Origin of the sequence: Luteimicrobium sp. DT211, assembly GCF_049844995.1 — a bacterium.
In the GTDB taxonomy this organism is placed as follows: Bacteria; Actinomycetota; Actinomycetes; order Actinomycetales; family Cellulomonadaceae; genus Luteimicrobium.
The window spans coordinates 648,006-673,112 of record NZ_JBNCMC010000002.1 but is presented as its reverse complement, the minus strand read 5'-3'; the positions used below and the strand labels follow the sequence as shown (position 1 = coordinate 673,112).

Here is a 25,107-nt window from a genome sequence, read left to right as displayed (position 1 = left end):
GTTGGGTGCGTCGTTGCAGCGATGCGTCGTTGCGGGGTGGGAATGCCAGTGGGGTCGTGCGGGACGTCGGTGTGCAGGGATGGGGTGGTGCTCTCGCCGCGGCGTGCCGCGGCGTCAGCGTCTCGGGGCGGGCCCCGTCGACGCGCCGGGGGACAGCTCGCAGGTGACGAGGCGAGGGGCCTCGTGCACCGTGGTGCCCTCGAGCGCGGCGAGGAGCTCGGTGACCGAACGGCGCCCGAGCTCGCGCCCGGGGGCCCGCATGGTGGTCAGCGGCGGGTCGTACATGGCGCCGACCTCGGGCGACGTCACGACGGCGAGCACCGAGACGTCGTCGGGGACGCGGAGACGGCGGTCGCGCAGCGCCTGGGTGACACCGAACGTCGCGGTCTCGTTCATGGTGACGAAGGCGGTCGTCCCGGGCCGCTCGTCGAGGATGGCGCTCGTCGCGAGCCGGCCGGCGAGCGGCGACTCGTCGCTCGTCACGTCGGTCGCATGGAGCCCGCGCGCGGCCGCGGCGGCGCGGAACGCGTCCCGCGCCCGCACGGTCGGTCCGTAGCCCGTGTCGAGCGAGCGCTGGGAGTGGTTCACGAACGCGACCGTGGTGTGGCCGAGGTCGGCGAGGTGGTCCACGGCCTCGGTCAGGGTGCGCTCGAAGTCGATGTCGACCCACGAGCGCCCGTCGAGCTCCGCGGTCCGCCCGATCATCGTGAAGGGCACCTGCGACGCCATCAGCGCGTCGATGCGTTCGTCCTCGAGGGAGACCTCCATCACGAGGACGCCGTCCGCGAGCCCCTGGCGGACGAGGTCGCGTACCTCGCCGTGCTCCTCGCGGTCGAACGGCCAGATCACGAGGTGATAGCCGGCGTCGCGAGCCGTCTGGGAGGCCGACTGCGCGAACTCGCCGAGCGTGCCGGACAGGCCGCCGGCGACCGTCGGGAGGACCAGCGCGAGGACGTGGCTGCGGCGGGCGGCGAGGCTGCGAGCGGCGGCGTTGCGCTCGAACCCGAGCTCCTCGATGGCCGCCAGCACGCGAGCCCGGGTCTCCTTGCCGATGGGGCGAGCGCCGCTGAGGGCGTAGGACACGGTGGAGAGCGAGACGCCCGCGTGGCGGGCGACGTCTTGCATGGTGGCCATGCATCCTCCTCCTCGAGTGCGGCCTCGCCGAGGCCGGTGTCCGTCGAAGCGCTTCGTCGAAGCGCTTCGATAGGTTAGGAGTATTCATCGAACAAACGCCGGCGTCAAGTCCCGAGTCCGTCGTGGCCGCGTCGTGATCTCCGGGAGCAGGCAGACGCATGAAACAATGCGGGCCATGGCTATGCGCGAGATCCGTACGCTCCCGGACCCCGTCCTGCGCACCCCGTGCGCCGAGATCACCGACATCGACGACGGCGTCCGTGCGCTCGTGGAGGACCTCCTCGAGACGGTCGACGACGAAGGCCGCGCCGGGCTCGCGGCCAACCAGATCGGCGTGAGCCTCCGGGCCTTCTCGTGGAACATCGACGACGAGGTCGGCTACGTCCTCAACCCGCGCATCGTCGAGCTGTCCGAGGACGAGTACCAGGACGGCGACGAGGGCTGCCTGTCCGTCCCGGGGCTCTGGTTCCCCACGCGGCGCGCCTGGTACGCGCGCGTCGAGGGCGTCGACCTCGACGGGAAGAAGGTCGTCGTCGAGGGCACCGAGCTCATGGGCCGCTGCCTGCAGCACGAGACCGACCACCTCGACGGCATGCTCTACCTCGACCGCCTCGACCGCGCCGTGCGCAAGAAGGCGATGCGCGCGCTGCGCGAGCAGCTCTGATCCTTGCGTTTCCTGCTCGCGCGTGTACGCGTCGTCGGGCAGAATGGGCGCAGAACGCCGTGCACGGGCCACACACCCGTTGCCGTGACGCAGTCCAGGCGAGGCCGTTGGGGAAGGCGAACCTCGACCCTGGGAGGACGACATGGCAGGTGCCAACACCCGCGGTGTCCTTTTCGTGCACTCAGCGCCCCGTGCGCTGTGCCCCCACCTGGAGTGGGCCGCCAGCGATGTCCTGGGCGGACGGGTGGCGCTCGACTGGATCGAGCAGCCCGCCGGCCCCGGGCTGCTGCGCGCCGAGCACTCGTGGCAGGGACCCCAGGGCACGGGGGCGCGCCTGGCGTCCGCGTTCCGCGGCTGGGCGGGGCTGCGCTACGAGGTCACGGAGGAGCCCAGCGCCGGCGCCGACGGGGCCCGGTGGTCCCACACGCCGTCCCTCGGGATCTTCCACGCCGTGACCGACGTGCACGGCAACGTCGTGGTGCCCGAGGACCGGGTCCGCTCGGCCCTCGTCGCCGGCCTCGACCACCACGCGCTCCGCGAGGCCCTCGACCTGGCGCTGGGCCAGGCCTGGGACGACGAGCTGGAGCCGTTCCGGTACGCGGGGGCGGGCGCTCCCGTGCGGTGGTTGCACCGCGTGGGCTGAGCTCTTCCGGGGGTCGGTGCTTCGGGGTTGCGTCCGGGCGGCGTCGCGGGGTTGTTGCGCGCGGTCTTCCATCCGCCTCGCTCGTTCCTCGCTTCGGCTCCCGCCAGACCCACCACGACCGCGCGCAACAACCCCGCCCGGCCGCCCTCCTGCACCATCGTGGCTCTCCCCGGGCAGGGCTCGGGTCCGCGCGGCGCCGTCCGCTGCTTCCGGCGCGCCCGCGTCCGTGTCTCCGGCCGTCCCCGCTCGGGGAGCGCTTCGAGAGACCCGCGGGGTTCCGTGAGCGCCAGTTCTCCGGGTCGGCGTCGGCTCCACGCCCGTGGACCCGCGTTCCCAGATGACCCGCCGTCTCCCGGGGTAGCAGGAGGACGAATCGCTGCGAGGGGAGACCGCGCGACTGCGGGCGTCGATGCGCCAGGGTGACCGGGTGGGGCTTTGTCGCGCCGTCGTGGCGGGACTGGCGGGAGGCCGCGAGGGACGAGCGGCCGGATGGAAGACGGCGCGACAAAGGCCCGCGTGGTCACCCGGAGGCGACCACGCGGGCCTTCGCACGAAGCGCCTCAGACGTTCGTCACGACCAGCGCTACGTTGTGGCCACCGAAGCCGAACGAGTTGTTCACGGCGGCGATGTCGCCGGCGGGAAGGTTGGCCGGGGTGTCGCGCACGAGCGGCACGTCGAGCTCGGGATCCGGGTTGTCGACGTTGATGGTGGGCGGCGCCTTGCGGTCGGAGACGGCCCGGACGGTGAAGAGGGTCTCGAGGGCCCCCGCACCGCCGAGCAGGTGCCCGGTCATGGACTTGGTCGCGGAGAGCGCGATGTGGTCGGCCTCGGCGGCGAACAGGTGCCGGATGGCGCGCGCCTCGATCATGTCGCCGACCTTGGTGGACGTCGCGTGGGCGTTGACGTGCACGACGTCGCGGGCGGTGACGCCGGCGTCTTCGAGCGCGTCGCCCATGGCGCGGATCTGACCCTGGCCGTCGGGGTCGGGCGAGGTGATGTGGTAGGCGTCGGCTGACAGGCCCACACCGGCGATCTTCGCGTAGACGCGGGCGCCGCGGGCGGCGGCGTGCTCGGCGGACTCGAGGACGACGATCGCAGCACCCTCGCCGATGACGAAGCCGTCACGGTCCACGTCGTAGGGCCGGGAGGCGCGCTGGGGGTCGTCGTTGCGCAGCGAGAGGGTGCGCGACGCGGCGAACGACGCCAGCGGCATCGGGTGGATGACGGCCTCGGTGCCGCCGGCGATCACGACGTCGGCGCGGCCGCTCCGGATCATGTCGACGCCGTACCCGATGGCCTCGGCCCCGGACGCGCACGCGGAGACGAGCGCGTGGGCGCCGGCCTGGGCGTTGAAGTCGATCGAGATGTAGGCGGTGGGGGAGTTCGGCATGAGCATGGGGACCGTCGTGGGCAGCATGCGTCGGGCGCCGCGCTCGCGCAGCGTGTCCCAGGCGTTGAGCGTGGTGATGATCCCGCCGATGCCGGACGAGACGACGGAGCCGAGCCGCACAGGGTCGACCTCGGGGCTGCCGGCGTCGGCCCACGCCTCGCGGGCGGACGCGAGCGCGTACTGGGCGGACGGGTCCATGCGCTTGGTCTCGGGCCGGGTGAGCCGCTCCTCGACGTCGCCGATGACCGTGGCCGCGAAGTTCACGGGGATGCCGTACGTCTCGGCCCAGTCGTTGTCGAGGGTGCGGGCACCGGAGGTGCCGGCGAGGGCGGCCTGCCAGGTGCTGGGCGCGTCAGCGCCGAGCGAGGTGAAGGCGCCGAGGCCGGTGACGACGACGTCGGTTCGGGGGGTCATCGGGTCTCCTAGGTGTCACGGTCCGGGACGCGGCGCGGGGGGGGGGGGGGGGGGCCCCCCCCCCCCCCGGGGGGGGGGGGGGGGGGGGGGGGGGCGCCGCGCCCCCCCCCCCCCCCCCCCACGGGGTGGGGCGGATGGGCCCCGTGCTGGCTCGCGTCAGGCCTGGGCCTTCGCGATGTAGCTGACGGCGTCACCGACGGTGGACAGGTTCTTGACGTCCTCGTCGGGGATGCGGACGTCGAACTTGTCCTCGGCGTGCGTGATGATCGTCATCATCGACAGGGAGTCGATGTCGAGGTCGTCGGTGAACGACGCGCTCGGGACGACGGCGGAGGCCGGCTGACCGGACTCCTCGGCGACGATCTCGGCGAGGCCGGCGAGGACTTCCTCTTCGGTGTAGGCCATCGTGTGCTTCTCCTTGTGTTGTGCGGTCGGTGCGACCCGGCGTGCGGGCCGGCGGCTCCGGCGTGTCCGCGGGTGGGGTGACCGGTGCTGCCTGGGGTGGCGGTGCTGCCTGGCGCCGGGGCGGTCAGGCTCCGCGGCTCGTGCCGGCGCCGGCGTGGCGGGCGACGAACTCACGGGCGGCGTCGACGTCGTCGGCGGACTTCACCGCGAACGCCTCCACCCCCGGCAGGGTACGCCGTGCCAGGCCGGTGAGGACACCGCCGGGCGCGAGCTCGAGGAGCCCGGTGACGCCCCGTTCGGCCAGCGTGGCCTGGCACAGGTCCCAGCGCACGGGATTCGCGACCTGGCGGACGAGGCGCGCGAGCGCGTCGTCGCGGCCGGAGACGACGGCGCCGTCGGCGTTGGAGAGGAGCGCGACGCGGGGCGCGCCGTCGCCGGCCGCCTCGGGGAGCGCGTCGACGGCGGCCTGCAGCTCGGCGACGGCGGGGCGCATGGTCTCGGTGTGGAACGCGCCGGCGACCTGGAGGGGGATGACGCGGGCCCGGGCGGGCGGCTCGGCTGCGAGGGCTGCGAGGGCGTCGAGCGAGCCGGCGGCGACGACCTGGCCGCCACCGTTGACGTTCGCGCCGACGAGGCCGAGCTCGTCCAGGCGCGCGGTCACGTCGTCGGCCTGGCCGCCGAGGACCGCGCTCATGCCGGTCGGCTCGGACGCGGCGGCGCGGGCCATCGCGGCGCCACGCACGCCGACGAGGCGGATCGCCTGCTCGGGGCTGAGGACGCCGGCGAGCGCGGCGGCGGCGAACTCGCCGACGGAGTGGCCCGCGGTGACGTCGGCCGCCGGGGCGTCGCCGAGGATCGCGTGCGCGGAGAGCAGGGACGCCCCGACGATGAGCGGCTGGGCGACCGCGGTGTCGCGGATCGTGTCGGCGTCGGAGGTCGTGCCGTGGGCGACGAGGTCGACGCCCGCGAGCTCGGACCACGAGCCGAGGAGTTCGTTGAGTCCGGGCAGCTCGAGCCAGGGGGCGAGCATTCCGGGGGTCTGGGAGCCCTGTCCAGGGCAGACGACGGCGAGCACCTCACCACTGTGCCCCTCCAGGGGGCGTGAGCGCCGTCGCGACGCGCACGAACCTTGAGAAGGGCTCTTGTGCCAAACCTACAAGTGGGAGGTGCCGGGTCGGCGCCGGTCAGTGCCCGCGGCGGGGCGCTTCGACCTGGCCGAGCGCGAGCGCGACCTGGAGGACGAACGACTCGCGCGCGTCGAGCGGGTCCCACCCCGTGATCTCGGAGACCTTGCGCAGCCGGTAGCGCACGGTGTTCGGGTGGACGTAGAGCGTGCGGGCTGCGGCCTCGAGGGACCGCCCGGTGCCGAGGTAGGCCGACAGGGTCTCGAGCACCGAGCCGCCGGCCTCCTGGAGCGGGCGGTAGGCCTGGGCGACGAGCGTGCGTCGGGCGCTCGCGTCGCCGGTCAGGACCCGTTCGGGCAGGAGGTCGTCGGCGAGCACGGGGCGTGGGGCCTGGGGCCACGCGGGCGCCGCGGCGAGGCCGGCGAGCGCGGCCTGCGCGGACCGGCCGGCGTCGTCTACCCCGTCGACGACGGGTCCGATCACCACCTGCCCGTCGCCGAAGCGCGACAGGAGCGCGGTCGCCGCGGCGACGAGCCCCTCGCCGTCGCCCTCGCGGCCGCCGAGCACGACGACGAGCCGGTCGCCGTGGATGCCGACGAGCGCGTCGCCGGCCGCGCGGCGTGCGACCCGGCGCAGCTCGGCGGTCCTCACCTCGTCGAGGGGCACGACGGCCGGGCCCACCATCACGAGGACGGCGCCCTGGCCGTTCCACCCGAGCGCGGACAGCCGCGAGCGCAGCGACCGGTCGCCGCCGTCGCCCTCGCCGCGGAGCAGGGCGTCCACGACGAGGGCCTCGAGCCGGGCGTCCCAGGCGCCGCGGACCTCGGCGGCCCGGGCGTAGACCTCCGCGGCGGAGAACGCGACCTCGCGCGAGTAGCGCAGCACGGCCTCGCGCAGGTCCCGCTCGGTGCCCGGGATCGCGAGCTGGTCGGAGTACTGCTCGACGACCTCGACGCCGATCCGCACGAGCTGGAGCGTGTGCTGCAGGGAGATCGAGCGGGCGAGCTCGGGGGGCGCGCCCGCGAAGATCTCGTTCGCGCCGTGCGGCGGGCGGTCGGGCGCCGCGAACCACTGCGTGAACGCGGTGATGGCGGACTGGGCCAGCAGGCCGACCCAGGAGCGTTCCTGCGCGGAGAGGCCGCGGTACCACTCGAGCTCCGACTCCATGCGCCGCAGCGTCGCGCTCGTGAGGAGGCCGCTGGCGTCCTTGACGCGCTGGAGGTTGTCGGGGTTCCCGGTCGTCGGCACGGGTAGAGCATACGGATGCGATTGTGGACGGTCCACAAACGGGGGCGGGAGGGCTGCGGACTCACCCCGGCCTCCCGTTCCCTGGTTCGAGCCGAGCCTGGGTCATGGACCGTTCAAGAGGTTAAGGTCGAAGGTATGGCCCTCATGCCCCGTCTGCGTCAGCTCCTGCGGCGGCCCGGCTCTGCCTCGACCGTCGGCACGCGACGCCCCACGTCGTCGCGCCGGCGCGGGGACACGGTGCACGAGGACGCCCTGCGGGCGGTGCTGTCGGAGAACCCCAACGACGAGCGCGCGTTCCAGGCGCTCGCCGAGATCGTGCGGCGGCACGCCGCGCAGGCCCACACCGACGAGGACCCGCTGGCGGCGGAGTCCGACGCGCCGACGCGTCGCCGGGAGGCCGACCTCGCCGAGTGGGCCCTCGCGGAGGAGCTCGCCGGCAACCCCAAGGCCTGGTACCCGCTCCTCGAGCTGGCCCGGCTGTCCATCGGGGACGACCACGAGGGCACGTTGCGACGCCTCGCCACGGCGGCCGAGCGTGACCCGTCGGGGCAGGCGCTCGCGAGCGGGCTCGAGCTGCTGCGCGAGGCGGGGATGCCCGTCGATGCGCTCGGGCTCGGCGTCGGGCACTGGCGGCCGCGCGAGCACGTGGCCGAGGCGGGGCGTCAGGTCGTCCTCGCCGCCCTCGACGCGGAGCGCCCGCTCGAGGCGCGCCTCCAGCTGGACGCGCTCGTCGCGTCGACCCCGCACAAGGCGGACGTCCGCGCGTTCTCGGCCGAGCTCGACAGCCGGATCGAGCAGTCGCGCCAGCGCATGGCCGGCGCCTGACGGGCGTCAGGCCTCGGCCGGCCCGTCGAGGACGTGCTGGCTCACCATGACCGCGGCACCCAGGACGCCGCCGGCCTCGCCCGAGGTGGCGGGAACGATCGTGAGGTCGCGCGTGGCGAGCGCCGTCGAGCGCCCGTAGACCGTCTCCCGCACGCCGGCGAGCAGGTGCTCGCCCGCGCCCGCGAGCGTCCCGCCGACGACGATGACCCCCGGGTTGAGCAGGTTCACCACGGTCGCGAGCACGGCTCCCAGGTCGCGGCCGGCCTGCCGGACGGCGCGGACCGCCTCGGGGAGCCCGCGCTGCGCGAGGTCGACCACGTCGTCGGCGTCGCGCGCGGGCACGCCCTGGTCGCGCAGCGCCGCAGCGACGGCCGGGCCGCTCGCGAGCGCCTCGAGGTCCGCGTCGGCGTCGCCGTGGGGCGGCGCGTCGCGCGTGAACGGGACGCGGACGTGGCCCAGGTCGCCGGCGGACCCCTGGGCGCCCCGCTGGAGGCGCCCGCCCGCGACGATCCCCGCGCCGATCCCGGTGGCCACCTTGACGAAGAGCAGGTCGTCGGTCGCCGACCAGGCGCTCGTGTGCTCGCCGAGCGCGAGCAGGTTGACGTCGTTGTCGACGAGGACGAGGGGGACGCCCAGCTCGTCGCGCAGCAGCGCCGGGACGTCGAAGCCGTCCCAGCCGGGCATGATGGGCGGCCGGACGGGGCGGCCCGTGGAGTGCTCGACCGGGCCGGGCAGGCCCACGCCGATGCCGACGACGTCCGCCCAGGGGCGCCCCGAGCCGCCCTCGACGAGCGTCCGCGCGAGGGCGCTGACCCGACCGAGCACGGTCCGGGGGCCGTCGGCGACCGCGAGGCGCTCGGCGCGGGTGGCCACCACCGTCCCGGTCAGGTCGGTGAGCCCGACGACGGCGTGCGTCGCGCCGAGGTCGATGCCGAGGAGCAGGCGGGCGTCGGCACGGAACGCGAGCAGCCCGGGCGGCCGGCCGCCGCGCGAGGCGGCGCCGCCGGCGGGCACGACGAGGCCGGCGTGGAGCAGCGTCTCGAGCCGGACGGTGAGCGTCGTGCGGGCGAGCCCCGTGCGCTCGGCGAGCTGGGCCCGGGTGAGGGGGCCCGCGGCGCGCAGGACGCCGAGGAGCGCCCTCGCCTCGGGCGCCACGAGCGGGCCCGCGCTGTCGCCGTCCTGCCCTGTCACGCGGCACATTCAACCACGGTCCGCAGGTTCTGACACGTTCGTAGGAACTTTTGATTGACGACGGGCAGAAGTGGTGCTGGAATGGCCGCACGACCTTCGGTCCGTCCGCGACCACCACTCGACGAAGAGGATGAAGCCTTCCGTGAACCAGCAGGCACAGCAGACAGAACCGGCCGAGCAGCGCCACCCGCTGCTCTCCGTCCAGCTCTACACGGTGCGCGAGGCGCTCGCCGCCGACCTCCCGGGGACGCTCGCGCGGCTCGCCGGGCTCGGGTTCGAGCAGGTCGAGCCGTTCGGCATCCTGACGTTCGACGGCCTCGCGGACGGCCTCGCCGCCGCGGGCCTCGCCGCGCCGACCGCGCACCAGAACTTCCTGGGCGGCGACCCGCGTCCGGCGTTCGACCGCGCCCGCGAGCTCGGCGTCCGGACGATCATCGACCCGTTCACCCCGCCCGAGCGGTGGCAGGACGCCGGCGAGGTGCGGCGCACCGCGGACCAGCTCGCGTCCGCGTCCGAGGTCGCGGCCGAGTACGGGCTGCGGGTCGGTTACCACAACCACGCGCACGAGGTCGCGAGCGTGCTCGAGGGCCGGACGGCGCTCGAGCTCCTCGCGTCCCAGCTGCCCGACGCCGTCGCGCTCGAGGTGGACACGTACTGGGTCGCGGTGGGCGGTGCCGACCCCGTCGCGCTGCTCGAGCGCCTCGGCGACCGCGTCGTCGCGCTCCACGTCAAGGACGGCCCGGGCACGCCCGAGCCGCTCGACCAGGTCGCCGTCGGGCGGGGCACCCTGCCGGTGCGCGACATCGTGGCCGCCCGGCCCGACGCGCTGCGCGTCGTCGAGCTCGACGACTCCCGCGGCGACCGGTTCCAGGCCGTCGCCGACTCGATCGCCTACCTCGTGGCGGAGGGTCTGGCATGAGCGGCACGGGACGCGTGGGCGTCGGCGTCATCGGCGCCGGCGTCATCAGCAACGAGTACCTCGGCAACCTCACCGAGTTCCCCGACCTCGACGTGCGGTTCGTCGCCGACCTCGACACCGAGCGCGCCCGCGCGCAGGCCGAGAAGCACGGCGTCCCGGCGTCGGGCACGGTGGACGAGCTCCTGGCCGACGACAGCGTCGAGATCGTCGTGAACCTCACGATCCCCGCGGTGCACGTCGACGTCGCGCTCCAGGCGCTCGCGGCGGGCAAGCACGTGTGGAGCGAGAAGCCGTTCGCGCTCGACCGGTCCAGCGGACGCCGGCTCCTCGACGCCGCGCACGACGCCGGCCTGCGGGTCGCGACCGCACCCGACACCTTCCTGGGGGCCGGGATCCAGTCGGCCCGCCGCCTCCTCGAGTCCGGGGAGGTCGGTGAGCCGCTCACCGCGCTCACGCTCATGCAGAGCCCCGGTCCGGAGTCGTGGCACCCGAACCCCGACTTCCTCTTCCAGGAGGGCGCGGGCCCGCTGTTCGACATCGGCCCGTACTACCTGACCGCGCTCGTGCAGCTCTTCGGTCCCGTCGCGAGCGTCAGCGCGCAGGCGTCGAAGGCGTCGGAGCGCCGCACGATCGGCTCCGGCCCGCGCGCCGGCGAGCAGTTCGACGTCACCGTCCCGACGCACGTCGGCGCGCTGCTCCAGTTCGAGAGCGGGCGCAGCGCGCAGTCGATCTTCAGCTTCGACAGCAAGCTGGGGCGCACGAGCTTCGAGGTCGCCGGCTCTGCCGGGACGCTCGTCGTGCCGGACCCGAACACGTTCGACGGCGAGCTCGTCGTGCACGACGGCGGCAGCAGCAGCGAGACAGGGACCCGGGCGATCGCTGCCCACGGCGTCACGCGCACGCGCGGGATCGGCGTCGTCGAGCTCGCACGGGCGGTGCGCGCAGGCGTGCCGGAGCGGGCGAGCGGCGAGCAGGCGTTCCACGTCCTCGACGTCATGGTCTCGACGATCGAGGCGGCGTCCTCCGGGACCGTCGTCGAGGTGGCCAGCACCGTAGACCTCGCGCCGGCGCTGCCCGAGGACTGGGACCCGACGGCCCGGACGCTCGAGGCATGAGCCCGCTCGAACCCGTCCAGGCCCCGGTGCCGAGCGTGGACGAGCAGCTGGGGGTCGCCGTCGTCGGCGGCGGCTTCATGGCGACCGTGCACTCCCGGGCGGCGCGCGCGGCCCGGGCCCGGCTCGTCGGCATCGCCTCGTCGACCCCGGAGCGGGCCGCGGACGCCGCGGCCCGCCTGGGGTTCGAGCGGTCCTACGCGTCGCTCGACGAGCTCCTCGCGGACGACGCGGTCGACGTCGTGCACGTCACCACCCCGAACACGCTGCACGCCGGCCAGGCGGAGGCGGCCCTCGCGGCCGGCAAGCACGTCGTCTGCGAGAAGCCGCTCGCCACCACGCCCGACGACGCCGCCCGGCTGGCCGCGCTCGTCGCGCCCGGAGGTGCGGCCGCCGGCCGCACCGCGACGGTGCCGTTCGTGTACCGGTACCACCCGATGGTGCGCGAGGCCCGGGCACGCGTGCGTGCGGGCGAGGCCGGGACCGTGCTCACGTGGCACGGGTCCTACCTCCAGGACTGGCTCCTCACCTCCGCCGACGACGACTGGCGCGTCGACCCCGCGACCGGGGGACGCTCGCGGGCCTTCGCCGACATCGGCTCGCACCTCGTCGACCTGCTCGAGTTCGTGACCGGGGACCGCGTGCGCCGCGTCGCCGCGACCAAGCGGACCTTCCTGTCCGAGCGGGCGCGGCACGGCGCCGTCGTCACGGAGGACGCCGTGGCGGTGACCCTCGAGACCGACGGCGGCGCCGTCGGGACGCTGCTCGTGTCCCAGGTCGCGCCCGGCCGCAAGAACCGGCTGCACCTCGAGGTCGCGGGGACGGCCGAGTCGCTCGCGTTCGACCAGGAGCAGCCCGAGACCCTGTGGGTGGGGCGGCGGGCCGGGACCACGATCGTCCCGCGGGACGCCGACCAGCTCGCGCCCGACGCCGCGCGGCTCGTCACCGTGCCGGCCGGGCACGCGCAGGGCTACCAGGACGCGTTCGCCGGCTTCGTCGCCGACACCTACGCGTCCGTGCGCGGCGGCGACCCCGAGGGCCTGCCGCGCTTCGACGACGGCCTGCGCGCCTCGCGCGTCACGGAGGCCGTCATGGACGCCGCCGACGGTGGCACGTGGGTCGACGTCCCCACCGAGACCTCAGGAGAAGCAGCATGAGCCACCCCGTCACCCTGTTCACCGGCCAGTGGGCCGACCTGCCGTTCGTGGAGGTCGCGCGGCTCGCCTCGGAGTGGGGCTACGACGGCCTGGAGATCGCGGCGTCGGGCGACCACCTGGACCTCGAGCGCGCCGACGTCGACGACGCCTACGTGGCCTCGCGCCGCGAGGTCCTCGACCGGTACGGGCTGCAGGTCTTCGCGATCTCCAACCACCTCACCGGCCAGGCCGTGTGCGACGACCCGATCGACTTCCGCCACCAGGCGATCGTCCGGCCGTCCACGTGGGGCGACGGCGACCCCGAGGGTGTGCGGCAGCGCGCCGCCGAGGACATGAAGCGGTCGGCGCGTGTGGCCCGCAAGCTCGGCGTGGACGTCGTCGTCGGGTTCACGGGGTCGAAGATCTGGCCGTACGTCGCCCAGTTCCCGCCCGTGCCCGCGTCCGTGATCGACGCCGGGTACGAGGACTTCGCGACGCGGTGGAACCCGATCCTCGACGTGTTCGACGGCGAGGGCGTGCGGTTCGCGCACGAGGTGCACCCGTCGGAGATCGCCTACGACTACTGGTCGAGCGTGCGCACGCTCGAGGCGATCGACCACCGCGAGGCCTTCGGCTTCAACTGGGACCCCTCGCACATGATGTGGCAGCAGATCGACCCCGTCGGCTTCATCGTGGAGTTCGCGGACCGGATCTACCACGTGGACTGCAAGGACACTCGGCTGCGGCCGTCGAACGGCCGCGCCGGCGTCCTCGGGTCGCACCTGCCCTGGGGCGACCCGCGCCGCGGCTGGGACTTCGTGTCCACCGGCCACGGCGACGTGCCGTGGGAGGACGCGTTCCGGGCGCTCGAGTCCATCGGCTACGCCGGGCCCATCTCCGTCGAGTGGGAGGACGCCGGGATGGACCGGCTCCACGGCGCGGCGCAGGCCGTCGGGTTCGTGCGGTCGCTGCTCTGGCCGCAGCCGACCGCGTCGTTCGACGCGGCGTTCTCGAACCAGGGCTGACCACCGCCCGCTCGGCCACCGGTCCACCACCCCTGGTGCCGAACCGGGGGCCCGGGCCCGCCCGCGGGCGCGGCGGGACCCGGACCCCGTCGTCGTGGGGCGCAGATCCCGTGCTCGACCGGCTCGGCCCGCTTCGCGGCTATGCCGGGCCTCGGGTCACGACCGACCAGTGGCCGTCCCCGCGCGGGAAGCCGGCGAGCGGGTCGACCCGCTTGTCGGCGCGCCGCCCCGTCTCGCCCGACCGGCCGAGCCAGATCTCGTGCACGCGTGCGTTCGCGGAGGCGTGCTCCTCCCAGAGGTTCACCGAGGCGAGCCGCCACGCGGCTGTCCTGTCGTCGACGTCGCCGCCCCACACCTCACCGGCGCCGTCGGCGATCCCGCGGAGCAGGTACCGCTCGAGGCCCTCGAGGTCGACGGTGACCTTCACCGGGTCCGGCTGCGACGGGATCCGCACGAGCGCCCATCGGCCGTGACCGAACGCGTGCACTTCTCCGACGACGTCGCCGCACGACGCGACCAGGCGCTCGGCGAGCTCGGGGATCGAGGGCTCGGGCACGTGCCACCTCTTCCGGTCGGGTGTCCCCGCGAGCCTATGCGGCCCCGCTCGCGAGAACGGGTTCGCGGCCCTACGACGACGGGCTGCGCACCCGTCCGCGTGAGCGGACGGGCGCGCAGCCCGTGTTCGGCAGGGGAGGGGAGGTGGGGTCAGCTCTCCCCGCCCGCGTTGCCGGACGTGCCGGCGGTGACGTCGTGCAGCTGGTACTTCTCGATCGCCTTGGCGACCAGGCCGGCGTCGACCTCGCCGCGGCGCGCGAGCTCGGACAGCGTCCGGACGACGACGGACGGACCGTCGATCTTGAAGTACCGGCGGGCGGCGGCGCGGGTGTCGGAGAACCCGAAGCCGTCGGCGCCCAGGACCGCGTAGTCTCCCGGGACCCACGCGCGGATCTGGTCGGGGATCATGTGGTCGTAGTCGCTCGTCGCGACGAACGGGCCGGGCGCACCCTGGAGCTTCTGCGTCACGTACGGCACGCGGCGCTCCCTGCTCGGGTCGAGGAAGGCCTGCTGGTCGGCGTCGAGCGCGTCGCGGCGCAGCTCCGTCCAGCTGGTCACGGACCAGACGTCCGCGTGGACGCCCCAGTCCTCGCGCAGGAGCTCCTGCGCCTCGAGCGCCCACGGCACGCCCACGCCGGACGCGAGCAGCTGGGCCCGCACGGCACCGTCGGGCACGTCGGTGGCGGGGGCGACGCGGTGGATGCCGCGCAGGATGCCCTCGACGTCGACGTCCTCCGGCTCGGCCGGCTGGACCATCGGCTCGTTGTACACCGTGAGGTAGTACATGACGTTCTGGTCGCGGCCGTCGGAGCCGTCGCCGTACATGCGCTGGATGCCGTCGCGCACGACGTGGCGGATCTCGTAGCCGTACGCCGGGTCGTAGCTGACCATCGCGCGGTTGGTCGCGGCGAGGATCGGCGAGTGGCCGTCGGCGTGCTGCAGGCCCTCGCCCGTGAGCGTGGTGCGGCCCGCGGTCGCGCCGACGATGAACCCGCGCGTGAGCTGGTCGCCCGCGGCCCAGAACTGGTCGCCGGTCCGCTGGAACCCGAACATCGAGTAGAAGATGTAGACGGGGATGAGCGTCTCGCCGTGGGTCGCGTAGGACGTGCCCGCGGCCTGGAACGCGGACGCCGACCCGGCCTCGTTGATGCCCGTGTGGAGCACCTGGCCCTGCTCGGACTCCTTGTAGCTCAGCATGAGGTCGCGGTCGACCGCGAGGTAGTGCTGGCCCTGGGTGTTGAAGATCTTCGCGGTCGGGAAGATCGCGTCCAGGCCGAACGTGCGCGCCTCGTCCGGGATGATCGGCACGATCCGCTTGCCGATCTCCTTGTCCTTGATGAGGTCCTTCAGCAGGCGCACGAACGCCATCGTGGAGGCGACCTCCTGGTGGCCCGAGCCACGCTTGAGACCCTCGTACACCTTGTCGTCCGGGAGCGTGAGCTCCTGGCTCGTGCCGCGACGCTCCGGCACGAACCCGCCGAGCTTGCTGCGGCGGTCGAGCATGTACTTGATCTCCGGCGAGTCCATCCCGGGGTGGTAGTACGGCGGCTCGTAGGGGTTGGCCTCGAGCTCTGCGTCCGTGATCGGGATGTGCAGCGAGTCGCGCAGCGCCTTGAGGTCCTCGAGCCCGACCTTCTTCATCTGGTGCGTCGCGTTGCGGCCCGCGAACTTCGGGCCGAGCTGGTAGCCCTTCACCGTGTGCGCGAGGATCACGGTCGGCTGCCCCGTGTGCTCGACGGCGGACGCGTACGCCGCGTAGAGCTTGCGGTAGTCGTGGCCGCCGCGCTTCATGGCCCAGATCTCGTCGTCCGTCATGTTCTGGACGAGCGCCTTGGTGCGCGGGTCGCGACCGAAGAAATGCTCACGGATGAACGCGCCGGACTCGGCGCGGTAGGTCTGGTAGTCGCCGTCGGGCGTCTCGTTCATGAGGTGGACGAGCGCGCGGTCCTTGTCGGCGTTGAGCAGGGCGTCCCACTCGCGGCCCCAGATCACCTTGACGACGTTCCAGCCGGCACCGCGGAAGAACGCCTCGAGCTCCTGGATGATCTTGCCGTTGCCGCGGACCGGCCCGTCGAGACGCTGCAGGTTCGCGTTCACGACGAAAGTCAGGTTGTCGAGCTGCTGCTGCGCCGCGAGCTGGAGCATGCCGCGCGACTCGGGCTCGTCCATCTCGCCGTCGCCGAGGAACGCCCAGACGTGCTGCTGGCTCGTGTCCTTGATGCCGCGCAGGTCGAGGTACTTGTTGACCCACGCCTGGTAGATCGCCGACGACGGGCCGAGGCCCATCGAGACCGTCGGGAACTCCCAGAAGTCGGGCATCAGCCGGGGGTGCGGGTACGACGGCAGGCCGCCGCCCGGGTGCGAGTGCTCCTGGCGGAAGCCGTCGAGCTGCTCGGCCGAGAGCCGGCCCTCGAGGAACGCGCGGGCGTAGACGCCGGGGGAGGCATGGCCCTGGAAGTAGACCTGGTCGCCGCCGCCCGGGTGGTCCTTGCCGCGGAAGAAGTGGTTGAGGCCCACCTCGTACAGGGTCGCGACCGACGCGTACGACGAGATGTGCCCGCCGACGCCCAGGCCGGCACGCTGCGCGCGGGTCACCATGACGGCGGCGTTCCAGCGAACCCAGCCGCGGTAGCGGCGCTCGACGGCCTCGTCGCCCGGGAAGTACGGCTCCTCGTGGACGCCGATCGAGTTGACGTACGGCGTCGTCAGCGTGGACGGGATGGCGACGTTGCGCTCCCGGGCCCGCTTGAGGAGATTGAGCATGATGTAGCGCGCACGGGGACCGCCCCGGTCGTCGATCAGGCCGTCCAGCGCCTCGACCCACTCGTCCGTCTCGGCGGGGTCGATGTCGGGCACCTGGCTGAGCAGGCCGTTGATCAGCGGGCGCGTCTCGTCGGAAGCCACTGAAAACCTCACATCGGTTCGTGAGCGCGGCGGGGATCTGGGTGACCCCGGGTGCTCGTGCGGATGGGCTGTCACGGGCACGACGCCACGCGCACGTCCGCCAGGTCGTGGCGATCATGTGGGCAGCGGGTGCAGTTTCCCCTCATTCTGTCGCTCCGCGACCACCTGAGTCGAACCGGTCCGGCTGGCGGGCACCCGGCCCGACGTCGCCGGACGGCGCCCCGGCGACGTCGTCGGGACGGGTGAACGGGGGTGCCGCGGGGCCCGGATGCGTGGTGGAGGCGCACGTCCTGGGCTACGTTGTGCCCAGCGGCGGTCATCGGACCGACGTGGTACGACGGAAGCGGCGGGACGCGCAGCGGCCGGGCAAGGGCCCGAGAACGTGTGCAGCGTCACGTCGGAGAGCATGGACAGGAAGGATCGTCGCGAGTGGTTGCGTCTTCGGACCCGGTGTCCGCGGAGCGCCTGGGCTTCCAGCCCGGGCAGGTCGTGCAGGAGTTCGGCTGGGGGGACGACTCGGACGAGGCCCTGCGCCTCGGCATCGAGGAGATCACCGGCACCGACCTCGTGGACGAGGACTACGACGACGTCACGGACGGCGTGGTGGCCTGGTGGCGGGACGGGGACGGTGACCTCACCGACCTCCTCGTCGACGTCCAGACGGTGCTCGACGACGGCGGGGTGATCTGGCTGCTCACGCCGAAGCCCGGCCGGGACGGGCACGCGAGCCACTCGGAGATCCAGGAGGCCGCGACGACGGCCGGCCTGCACGCGATGTCGACGCTCGCCGTCGCGCCCGACTGGTCGGCGACCCAGCTGTCGCACCGCGGCCGCGGACGCTGACGCCGTCCGCGTCGCTCGCGCGGCAGGATGGTGCCATGACGTACGACGAGATCGTCCGGGTCGGCGACCCGGCCCCCGACTTCACGCTGTCCGACACGCAGGGCACGCCGGTGCACCTGGCCGACCTGCGCGGGAAGCCCGTGCTGCTGGTGTTCTACCCGTTCGCGTTCTCGGGCACCTGCACCGGTGAGCTGTGCGAGCTGCGCGACAACATCGCGCAGTTCGACACGGCCGGCGTGACGCTCCTCGGCATCTCGTGCGACCCGATGTTCACGCTCCGAGCGTTCCGGGAGCAGGAGGGCTACGGCTTCGAGCTGCTGTCGGACTTCTGGCCGCACGGCGAGGTCGCCTCGCGCTACGGCGTGTTCGACGACGCGCGGGGCCTCGCCGTGCGGGGCAGCTTCCTCCTGGACGCCGACGGCGTCGTGCGCTGGACCGTCGTGAACCCGCCCGGAGAGCGCCGCGACCTCGAGGGCTACATGGAGGCGCTGGCGCGGCTCGGACGACCATGAGGCGCTGGTTCGTGCGGGTCGGCACCGCGTTCGTGTTCAACGTGCTGGTGCTGCTCGTGATCTTCTGGCTGGTGCCGGCGGTGCACGGCGGGTGGTCGGTGCTGTGGGCGTCGCTCGTGTTCACGGCCGCGACCCTGTTCCTCAAGCCGTTCTTCCACCGCGTGCTGCTCAGCGAGGGCGAGCGCCTGCGGGACACCCGGGCGACGTGGCTCAAGGGCAAGCTGCTCACCTACGGCGTGAGCTACGTGGTCGCGCTGCTCATCTGGATCCTCACGGTCGTGTTCTCCAGCGTCAGCGTGTCGGGGTTCCTGTGGGGCTGGCTGGTGCCGCCGTTCATCGTCCTGCTGGGATGGATCGTCTACGACCAGCTCGACGACGCCCTCGAGCGCAAGGCCGGCGAGCTGTACGACGCGGCCGAGCAGAAGATGCGGGGCAACGAACCGCCGCCTCCGCCGTCGCCGCACGTCTGACCCCGGACGCCCGACCTCGATGACCAAGAGCGGCCCGCCGGTGGATCCGGCGGGCCGCTCTCTCGATGATGCCCCGGGGTGGTGCTAGCGGACTACGTCAGTCCTGGTCGGCGCTCGGGATGTACCCGCCCGGAACCTGCTCGGGCGTGTAGATCGTCGCGTCGCCCGGGTAGGGCGTCTTCCACTGGTGGGTCTGGTACCACGTGTACCGGTTCATGAGCTCCGGGTTCGCGTAGTCGGCCTTCGCCCCGTTGCCGGTGAAGTACTGCTGCTTGCTCCACGCGGACCAGGCCGCGGCGACGTCCTTCTCCGCCGCCGGTACCGCGACCTTCTCCGCCTGCGTCGCCGCGAGCTTCGACGCCGCAGTGCCCGTCAGGCCCAGGGTGTCGGCGCCGCACGACGGCGGGGTCGCGACGCCCTCGGTGAGCGGCACCTGGTTCGGCACCGCGTCGAACGGCGTGTCGTCCGCCTTCGAGGTGAAGGCGTCGAACATCGGCGTGGCCGCGGCGACCTTCTGGTTGAGCGGCTGGGCCCCGAGGATCTGCTCGATCGTGCGGACGATCGAGATCTGCGAGTAGTACGTGCTGACCGTCGTGGCGTGCTGGGCCCAGGGGCTGATGACCTGGACGGGCGCGCGGTGGCCGTCGACGTGGTCGGCTCCCGCCTGGCTGTCGTCCTCGACCACGACGACGAGCGAGTCCTTCCAGTACTTGCTGTGCGAGATGGTGTCGACGATCTTCCCGACGGCGAGGTCACCGTCGGCGACCTGCGCCTCCGGGTCGGCCGTGCCGCCGGTGTGGTCGCTCGAGAGCCACATCATGTTGAGGTTCGCGGGACCGTTCTTCTCGAAGTCCTGCTTCCACACCTGGTAGCGGTAGAGGTCGGGGACCGCGGTGTCGAACGACGGGGACTGGTGGTCGCTGATCGCGTCGAGCGACGGGATCACCGAGCCGTTGTTCCACGCGATCGACGAGTCGAAGAGCTGGGCGGGGTCGCCGCCGTTCTCGACGTCGGTCGCGGCGCAGTAGTACTGCTGCCACGTCGCGCCCGCCGGCTTGCCCTCGGTGTACTCGAACTCGCCGTAGTCGCGCGCCGTCTTGCCGGCCTGCTGCACGGCGGTCCACAGGAAGCCGGAGCTCTGGTGCCCGAGCACGTCCTCCTCGGTGTCGTACGACCTCGTGTACTCGCCGGCGCTCGACTCCGTGTACTCCGGGTTGTCACCCTGCATGAGCCAGTTGTGGCCCTCGGCGGAGTTCGTGCCGACGTCGTACGTGTTGTCGTACAGGCCGAACTGCGTGGCGAGGGCGTGCTGGTTCGGGGTGACCTTCGCCCCGAACTGAGCCAGCGACGCGTCGCCGTTGCCCTGCGGCATGTCGCCGTAGACCTGGTCGTACGTACGGTTCTCCTTGACCAGGAGGAACACGTGCTTGATGGTCGACGGGTCGCCGACCTTGGCCGGGACCGGGACGGCCTTCTTGTGCTGGCCCGAGGCGCCCTTCGCCTCCTGCACGTCGTTCTTGCCCCAGCCGTTCTGGGCGAAGACGGTCGACGTCTGCTTGGCGATCTGCAGGTCCGTCGGCAGCGTGAACTTCGTGAGGGACGCGGTGGTGCCGTGCGTGCCGTGACCGGTGGCCGGCGTCGTGCCCTGGCCGGTGTTGAAGGTCAGCAGCGGCCCCCGCGCGTCGATGCCGCGCGTGTTCGTCACGACGACCTGCGAGCCGACGGTCGCGACGTTCGACGGGTAGTAGTCCGTCGGCAGCAGGCCGACGTAGCTCACCGGCTCCTGCGGGTTGCCCGCGTACCGGTAGACGGCGACCGCGTTCGCGCGGCCGAGCGTGACGAGCAGGCGGTCGTCCTTCGTCAGCGTGATCCCTGTGGGGGAGTAGCCCGTGCTGGAGCCGGACCACGGCTGCGTCGCGATCGTCTGGACGACCTTGTCTTTCCGGGTCGAGACGACGGACACCGTGGAGCTGTTGGTGTTCGCGACGAACAGGGCGCCCTCGGCCGCGTACATCGCGGTCGGGTGCAGCCCCACGTCGATCGATCCGACCCTGGTCGTGGGCCGGGACGTGTCGATGACGCTCAGGGCACCCGTGGTCGAGGTCCCGCGGACCGTGTCCGAGACGACGTCCGAGCCGTACGAGGTCATCGTCGTGTCGCGCGGCTTCGCCCGGCGGCCGCCCTCGTCGCTCACGTAGAGCTTGTCGCCGACGAAGGTGAGCTCGCGCGGGGCGATGCCCACGTCCCAGCTGTTAAGGATCGCGCCCGTCGTCGGGTCGAGCGCGACGACCCGGTTCTGGCCGTTCACCGCGACGTACAGGGTGGTGCCGTCGGGCGAGTACGCCGACTGGGCCGTCAGTGCGGCGTGCCCGCCGACCTGGGGGATCGAGACGACGGTCCCCGCGCCCAGCGTGCCGTCGGCCTGGACCGGGAACCGGGTCAGGCCACCGGACTGGGGCAGCCACAGGAACTTCCCGTCCGGCGAGTACGTCGGGCCTTCCTGGCCGACGGTGCCGTCGGTGATCTTCTGGTTGACGCTCGCGGCCGAGCCGACCGACCAGATCTCCTTGTAGGTGGCCAGGTCGAAGACCTGCAGCACGACGGACTTGTCCGTGCTGGTGGCCGCCAGGTAGCGACCGTCGGGGCTCACGGTGGAGCCCATGAACTTGCCGGTCTGGGTGACCAGGCGGTCACCGATCGGCTTGATCACCTGGTTGTCGGAGACCTGGAGACCGTCGGCGTACTCAGTGCCGACCTGGTGGTCACCGAACGAGACCGTGGTCCCGTAGGCGGTTGCGGTGGTGCCCGCGAGGGCGACCGCCGCCGTGCCGGCCGCGGCGAGGCGGACCCGGCGGGCGGTGGTCGTCCGGAGGTGCTGTGATCGTGCTGGCTTGACGCGTCGTACGCGTGTGACCTGCATCTCTCATCCCTTCGATGATGGGTTCAGCAGATCGACGTTGCCGTCGAACTGCCACAGGGGATTGGGGGCATCACCTGTCTGGGTCCGGACGACGAAGTACCCGTTGACCTCCTTGGGTCCGTCGCCGTCCGCGACGTACCGCCCGTCGGCGGTGACGTCGAGCTGGTAGATGGCGGAGCCCTGGGTCTTCGAGCTGGGGACGTGCCAGCTGACGACACACCGCCAGTCGTTGCCAGGTCCCTCGTCCTCGACGAGGGAGCCGCCCTTGTCGCAGTCGGCGGTCGCGCCGAGCTGCGCCTCGGTGTAGTCCGGCCGGTGGAGCTCGGCGGACTGCAGCCGGTAGAGGTGCGCGAACGAGGTCGCGAGGTTCGCCTCGAGCTTGTCCTGCGTGACGCCGGTGCCCGCGGCCGGCGTGGCGACAGCGATCACGCCCGCCGTCAGTGCGACCAGCCCGACGAGCGGGAGCGTGGCGGTGAGCGCCCGGCGACCTGCGCCGTCGTACGCGAGGTCGGTGAAGTCGCGCCGGACGAACACGGCGTAGGCGAGGAGCGTCGCCACGACCGCCCAGGACAGGCTGACCGCGATGCTGAGCAGCAGCGGTCCCGTCTGCGCGGGGTCGGTGAACAGGCCACGCCACGCGAGGAAGGTGTTGCTCGGCAGCGCGAGGCGCACGGCCTCCGGCAGGGGGAGCATCTCGAGGAGGTTGAGAAGGATCGCCAGCACGGCCGGGACCAGCAGGCCCATCGGCGAGCGGCCGAGCACGACCGACCCGAGGAGGCCGACGCCGGCGAACGCGAGGGTCGGCGCGAGCACGGCCGCCCACGCCAGGAGGACCGTGCGGGCCGCCTCTCCCGTGCCCAGCGTGTGGCCGTCGAGCCCGACGAGCGGGTGGTTGCCCACGGCGAGCAGGCCGCCGACGATCCCGGAGGCCGCCAGACCGACCACCATCGTCACGATGACCGTGAGGCTCGCGAGGGCCTTCGCGACGAAGATGCGGCGGGGCGAGCGGACCGCCATGAGCAGGTGGCGCCAGGTGCCCAGGCGGTCCTCCGCGGCGAAGACGTCGCCCGCGACGAGGGACGTGAGGAGCGGCAGCACCCACGAGCAGCTGAAGCCGAGGACGACGAGCGTGCCGGCCCAGCCGGTCGCGAGCAGCCAGCGGCCGAAGACCGTGTCGGTGGGTAGCGTCGTCTGCTGGCTGACGACGGCGACGAACAGGCCCGGGCCGATCCAGCACGCGAGGACGGCGAGACGGATGCGCCACTGCGAGACGAGCTTCGTGAGCTCGAACCGGTAGCCGTAACGCAGGGGCGCGGGGCGGGCGGCCGGGCGGGTCCGGGTCGGCGCCTCGGGTGCGGGCGGCGCGACGGTCGTGGTCATCGGGCGATCTCCTCGTCGAGGCGGCGGTCGGGCTGGGCGTCGGCAGCGTTGTCGGCAGGGGCGTCGGGCTCGGCCTCGGCGTCGGGCTCGTCGCCCGTGAGCGCGAGGAAGGCGGCCTCGAGGGGCGGCACGACCGGGCCGAGCTCGCGGACCGCCACGCCCGCGCCGACCAGGCGGAACACGAGGTCGTCGACGGCGGGGACCGCGCCGCGCACGACCATCGCGTCCGGCTCGGGCCGTGCCGCGGAGCGGGGGTCGGGCTCGGCGAGGCGGAGACCCGCGGTCTCTCCGGCGACGGCGCGGGCGGCCTCGGGGTCGGACGTCACGACGCGGTAGGCGAGGTCGCCGGACTCGGTGGCGAGCTTGCCCGTCGGCCCGGAGAAGACGACCCGGCCGAGGTTGAGGATCGTCACCTCGTGGCAGAGCGCGGCGAGGTCGTCCATCCGGTGGCTCGACAGCACCACCGCCGTGCCGTTCGCGGCGACCGTCGTCAGGACGCGGTGGACCTGCCGCTTCCCGGCGGGGTCGAGGCCGTTGGCCGGCTCGTCGAGCACGAGCAGGCGAGGCTCGGTGAGCAGCGCCGCAGCAAGCCCGAGGCGCTGGCGCATGCCGAGCGAGAACCCGCGGAGCCGGTCGTCGGCGACGTCCGTGAGCCCCACCTCGTGCAGAGCCTCGTCGACGTCGCCCGCCCGGCGGCCGCCGTCCCCGCGGAGCGACAGCAGCGCGGCCAGGTTCTGGCGGGCGGTGAGGCCGGGGTAGAGCCCCGGGCCGTCGACGAACCCGGCGACGCCGTCGGGCACGCCGAGCACCCGACCCACGGGCTCCCCGAGGATCTGGAGCGAGCCCTCGTCCGCGACCGCGAGGCCGAGCAGGAGGCCCAGCAGCGTCGTCTTCCCGGCGCCGTTCGGTCCCACGAGCCCGTGCACCTGGCCGGCGGGGACGTCCAGGTCCACGCCACTCAGGGCGATCACCTCACCGAAGCACTTGGTGAGTCCGCGGGCACGGACTGCTGGGCTCGTCATCAGAGGTTCCTTTGCGTCGCCGGGAAAGTAGACCTTCGGCAACATAGATGGGCTCTGGGGCTTTTCTGGCGGCCTGGAGCGCAACGTCCGGTTAACGGTCCGTGGCCGTTCGGCGTCGCCGCGTTCGGTCGCCGAGAGGCGCGGACGGTACGCTGTCCCACGCCGTTCCGGGGCCTGTAGCTCAGCTGGTTAGAGCGCCACGCTTACACCGTGGAAGTCGGGGGTTCGAGTCCCTCCGGGCCCACTCGCCACCCGGACGCCGTGCATGGCGGCCCGCGCCCTGCGACTCGTGTCCCGCTGCGGCCGGGCGCGGTGGGTACTACGTTCAGGCGGTGGCGACCGACGCCCAGCACGGCCTCCGGATCACCCGCCCGGCCCGGTGGGTGGTGGGCCGCGTCGAGCGGTCGGGTGGGTTCGTCACGCGGATGACGTGGCACCTCGCTGACGGCTCGACGGTCCGCTGGGCCTCGCGAGCGGCGCGACGGCGTGGCCGGCTCGAGGTCCGCGACGCGGCCGGCGCCGTCACGCGCGTCGTCGGGTCGGAGCCCACCACCGCCGCCCGTCTCGCGAGGACGAACGCTGTGGCGGGCGTCGCGTTCGTCGTCGGCGGCGCGCTGTTCGCGCTCGGGCCGCTGCTGGCGGAGGCCGGCGTCGGCGGCGTCCGCGGCGTCGACACGGTGTACCTCGTCGGCGGCCTCTTCTTCAGCCTGGGCGGCTACGCCTCCGTGGTGCAGGCGTCCAACGCGCCGACGGAGATCGACGAGCGCGGGTCGTTGAGCGCGGCGTCGTGGACCTGGTGGTCGTGGCGTCCTCGGCAGATCGGCTGGCTCAGCGTCGCGGTCCTGTTCGCCGGGACGCTGTTCTTCGGGGTCAGTCTGGTCGCTGCGTTCGCGTCGAACCTGACGGCACGTCAGTCGGACGGCTGGATCTGGCTCCCCGACATCACCGGGTGCGTGTGCTTCCTCGTCTCGGGCCACCTGGCCCTGCTCGAGGTGTGCCACGGCCGCATCGGGATCCGGCCGCACGAGCTCGGCTGGTGGATCGTCGCCGTCAACCAGCTCGGTTCGGTGCTGTTCTTCCTCGCCGGCGTCGCCGCGTTCGTCCGGCCCGCGACGTCGACCGTGGTCGACCTGCGGCTGGTCGACTGGGGAACGTTCGCGGGCGCCGTGTGCTTCGTCGTCGGCGGGGCGCTGCAGCTGGGGGAGCGGCCGGACGGCTGAGCACGGGGTGAACCTTCGCGCCGGCGTCGTGCACGGGTCGACCGTGTGTC

22 protein-coding genes and 1 tRNA gene are annotated in these 25,107 nt (G+C 73.2%); 12 read left to right on the top strand and 11 right to left on the bottom strand.

Annotated elements, in window-relative coordinates; genetic code table 11:
- Window positions 1-114 precede the first annotated feature (114 nt).
- Entirely contained in the window at window positions 115-1,134 is a 1,020-nt protein-coding gene (locus ACLQ14_RS07220; protein ID WP_425811368.1) for a LacI family DNA-binding transcriptional regulator, read from the bottom strand.
- A 175-nt stretch (window positions 1,135-1,309) separates the two neighbouring features.
- On the opposite strand from ACLQ14_RS07220, the gene def reads away from it, so the two are divergent.
- Both def and ACLQ14_RS07210 read left to right on the top strand, forming a co-directional pair.
- Entirely contained in the window at window positions 1,310-1,798 is a 489-nt protein-coding gene (def, locus tag ACLQ14_RS07215) for a peptide deformylase (RefSeq protein WP_425811366.1), read from the top strand.
- Window positions 1,799-1,940: 142 nt separating this feature from the next.
- A complete protein-coding gene (locus ACLQ14_RS07210) occupies window positions 1,941-2,441 on the top strand; it encodes a DUF3145 domain-containing protein (RefSeq protein ID WP_425811364.1) in 501 nt (166 codons plus the stop codon).
- A gap of 560 nt (window positions 2,442-3,001) precedes the next feature.
- Here ACLQ14_RS07210 and ACLQ14_RS07205 read toward each other — a convergent pair.
- The 4 genes from ACLQ14_RS07205 to ACLQ14_RS07190 form a co-directional block, all read right to left on the bottom strand.
- Window positions 3,002-4,246, bottom strand: coding sequence for a beta-ketoacyl-[acyl-carrier-protein] synthase family protein (locus tag ACLQ14_RS07205; RefSeq protein ID WP_425811362.1), 1,245 nt, complete (start codon window positions 4,244-4,246; stop codon window positions 3,002-3,004).
- Between the two features lie 156 nt (window positions 4,247-4,402).
- Window positions 4,403-4,651: an acyl carrier protein gene (locus ACLQ14_RS07200; RefSeq protein WP_284294147.1), complete on the bottom strand. Its 249-nt coding sequence runs from the start codon at window positions 4,649-4,651 to the stop codon at window positions 4,403-4,405.
- A 124-nt stretch (window positions 4,652-4,775) separates the two neighbouring features.
- Window positions 4,776-5,726, bottom strand: coding sequence for an ACP S-malonyltransferase (locus ACLQ14_RS07195; RefSeq protein ID WP_425811360.1), 951 nt, complete (start codon window positions 5,724-5,726; stop codon window positions 4,776-4,778).
- A gap of 109 nt (window positions 5,727-5,835) precedes the next feature.
- A complete protein-coding gene (locus ACLQ14_RS07190) occupies window positions 5,836-7,023 on the bottom strand; it encodes a PucR family transcriptional regulator (RefSeq protein ID WP_425811359.1) in 1,188 nt (395 codons plus the stop codon).
- A 135-nt stretch (window positions 7,024-7,158) separates the two neighbouring features.
- On the opposite strand from ACLQ14_RS07190, the gene ACLQ14_RS07185 reads away from it, so the two are divergent.
- A complete protein-coding gene (locus ACLQ14_RS07185) occupies window positions 7,159-7,848 on the top strand; it encodes a hypothetical protein (protein ID WP_425811358.1) in 690 nt (229 codons plus the stop codon).
- A gap of 6 nt (window positions 7,849-7,854) precedes the next feature.
- On the opposite strand, the gene ACLQ14_RS07180 is transcribed toward ACLQ14_RS07185, so the two are convergent.
- The gene (locus tag ACLQ14_RS07180) at window positions 7,855-9,048 is read right to left on the bottom strand and encodes an ROK family protein (RefSeq protein ID WP_425811356.1); all 1,194 of its coding nucleotides are present in this window, start codon (window positions 9,046-9,048) and stop codon (window positions 7,855-7,857) included.
- A gap of 133 nt (window positions 9,049-9,181) precedes the next feature.
- On the opposite strand from ACLQ14_RS07180, the gene ACLQ14_RS07175 reads away from it, so the two are divergent.
- Genes ACLQ14_RS07175 through ACLQ14_RS07160 form a run of 4 tightly spaced genes read left to right on the top strand, consistent with a single transcriptional unit; the run spans window position 9,182 to window position 13,231 of the window.
- Complete coding sequence (locus tag ACLQ14_RS07175) at window positions 9,182-9,958, top strand: sugar phosphate isomerase/epimerase family protein (protein ID WP_425811354.1); 777 nt, start codon at window positions 9,182-9,184, stop codon at window positions 9,956-9,958.
- A complete protein-coding gene (locus ACLQ14_RS07170) occupies window positions 9,955-11,073 on the top strand; it encodes a Gfo/Idh/MocA family protein (protein ID WP_425811352.1) in 1,119 nt (372 codons plus the stop codon). Before ACLQ14_RS07175 ends, ACLQ14_RS07170 begins: the two co-directional genes overlap by 4 nt.
- Complete coding sequence (locus tag ACLQ14_RS07165; RefSeq protein WP_425811350.1) at window positions 11,070-12,227, top strand: Gfo/Idh/MocA family protein; 1,158 nt, start codon at window positions 11,070-11,072, stop codon at window positions 12,225-12,227. The genes ACLQ14_RS07170 and ACLQ14_RS07165 overlap by 4 nt, the downstream gene beginning before the upstream one ends.
- Complete coding sequence (locus ACLQ14_RS07160; RefSeq protein WP_425811348.1) at window positions 12,224-13,231, top strand: sugar phosphate isomerase/epimerase family protein; 1,008 nt, start codon at window positions 12,224-12,226, stop codon at window positions 13,229-13,231. The genes ACLQ14_RS07165 and ACLQ14_RS07160 overlap by 4 nt, the downstream gene beginning before the upstream one ends.
- A gap of 139 nt (window positions 13,232-13,370) precedes the next feature.
- On the opposite strand, the gene ACLQ14_RS07155 is transcribed toward ACLQ14_RS07160, so the two are convergent.
- Window positions 13,371-13,787, bottom strand: coding sequence for a hypothetical protein (locus ACLQ14_RS07155; RefSeq protein WP_425811346.1), 417 nt, complete (start codon window positions 13,785-13,787; stop codon window positions 13,371-13,373).
- A gap of 149 nt (window positions 13,788-13,936) precedes the next feature.
- Complete coding sequence (aceE, locus tag ACLQ14_RS07150) at window positions 13,937-16,690, bottom strand: pyruvate dehydrogenase (acetyl-transferring), homodimeric type (RefSeq protein WP_425811344.1); 2,754 nt, start codon at window positions 16,688-16,690, stop codon at window positions 13,937-13,939.
- A gap of 429 nt (window positions 16,691-17,119) precedes the next feature.
- Here aceE and ACLQ14_RS07145 point away from each other — a divergent pair, with 429 nt between their 5' ends.
- The 3 genes from ACLQ14_RS07145 to ACLQ14_RS07135 are packed head-to-tail and all read left to right on the top strand — an operon-like array spanning window position 17,120 to window position 18,515.
- Complete coding sequence (locus ACLQ14_RS07145) at window positions 17,120-17,533, top strand: DUF3052 domain-containing protein (RefSeq protein WP_425811342.1); 414 nt, start codon at window positions 17,120-17,122, stop codon at window positions 17,531-17,533.
- Window positions 17,534-17,568: 35 nt separating this feature from the next.
- Window positions 17,569-18,045, top strand: a complete 477-nt coding sequence (locus ACLQ14_RS07140) for a peroxiredoxin (RefSeq protein WP_425811340.1) — start codon at window positions 17,569-17,571, stop codon at window positions 18,043-18,045.
- Window positions 18,042-18,515, top strand: coding sequence for a hypothetical protein (locus ACLQ14_RS07135; protein ID WP_425811338.1), 474 nt, complete (start codon window positions 18,042-18,044; stop codon window positions 18,513-18,515). Before ACLQ14_RS07140 ends, ACLQ14_RS07135 begins: the two co-directional genes overlap by 4 nt.
- Window positions 18,516-18,612: 97 nt before the next feature.
- On the opposite strand, the gene ACLQ14_RS07130 is transcribed toward ACLQ14_RS07135, so the two are convergent.
- From ACLQ14_RS07130 to ACLQ14_RS07120, 3 genes are read right to left on the bottom strand one after another with little or no spacing between them, the layout of a single operon-like run.
- Window positions 18,613-21,435, bottom strand: a complete 2,823-nt coding sequence (locus ACLQ14_RS07130; RefSeq protein ID WP_425811336.1) for an alkaline phosphatase family protein — start codon at window positions 21,433-21,435, stop codon at window positions 18,613-18,615.
- A 3-nt stretch (window positions 21,436-21,438) separates the two neighbouring features.
- On the bottom strand, window positions 21,439-22,815 hold the full coding sequence (locus tag ACLQ14_RS07125; RefSeq protein WP_425811334.1) for an ABC transporter permease: 1,377 nt from the start codon (window positions 22,813-22,815) through the stop codon (window positions 21,439-21,441).
- On the bottom strand, window positions 22,812-23,837 hold the full coding sequence (locus ACLQ14_RS07120; protein WP_425811331.1) for an ABC transporter ATP-binding protein: 1,026 nt from the start codon (window positions 23,835-23,837) through the stop codon (window positions 22,812-22,814). Before ACLQ14_RS07120 ends, ACLQ14_RS07125 begins: the two co-directional genes overlap by 4 nt.
- A gap of 170 nt (window positions 23,838-24,007) precedes the next feature.
- On the opposite strand from ACLQ14_RS07120, the gene ACLQ14_RS07115 reads away from it, so the two are divergent.
- A tRNA-Val gene (locus ACLQ14_RS07115) sits at window positions 24,008-24,081 on the top strand.
- Between the two features lie 88 nt (window positions 24,082-24,169).
- The gene (locus ACLQ14_RS07110) at window positions 24,170-25,057 is read left to right on the top strand and encodes a hypothetical protein (RefSeq protein ID WP_425811329.1); all 888 of its coding nucleotides are present in this window, start codon (window positions 24,170-24,172) and stop codon (window positions 25,055-25,057) included.
- Window positions 25,058-25,107: the final 50 nt, after the last annotated feature.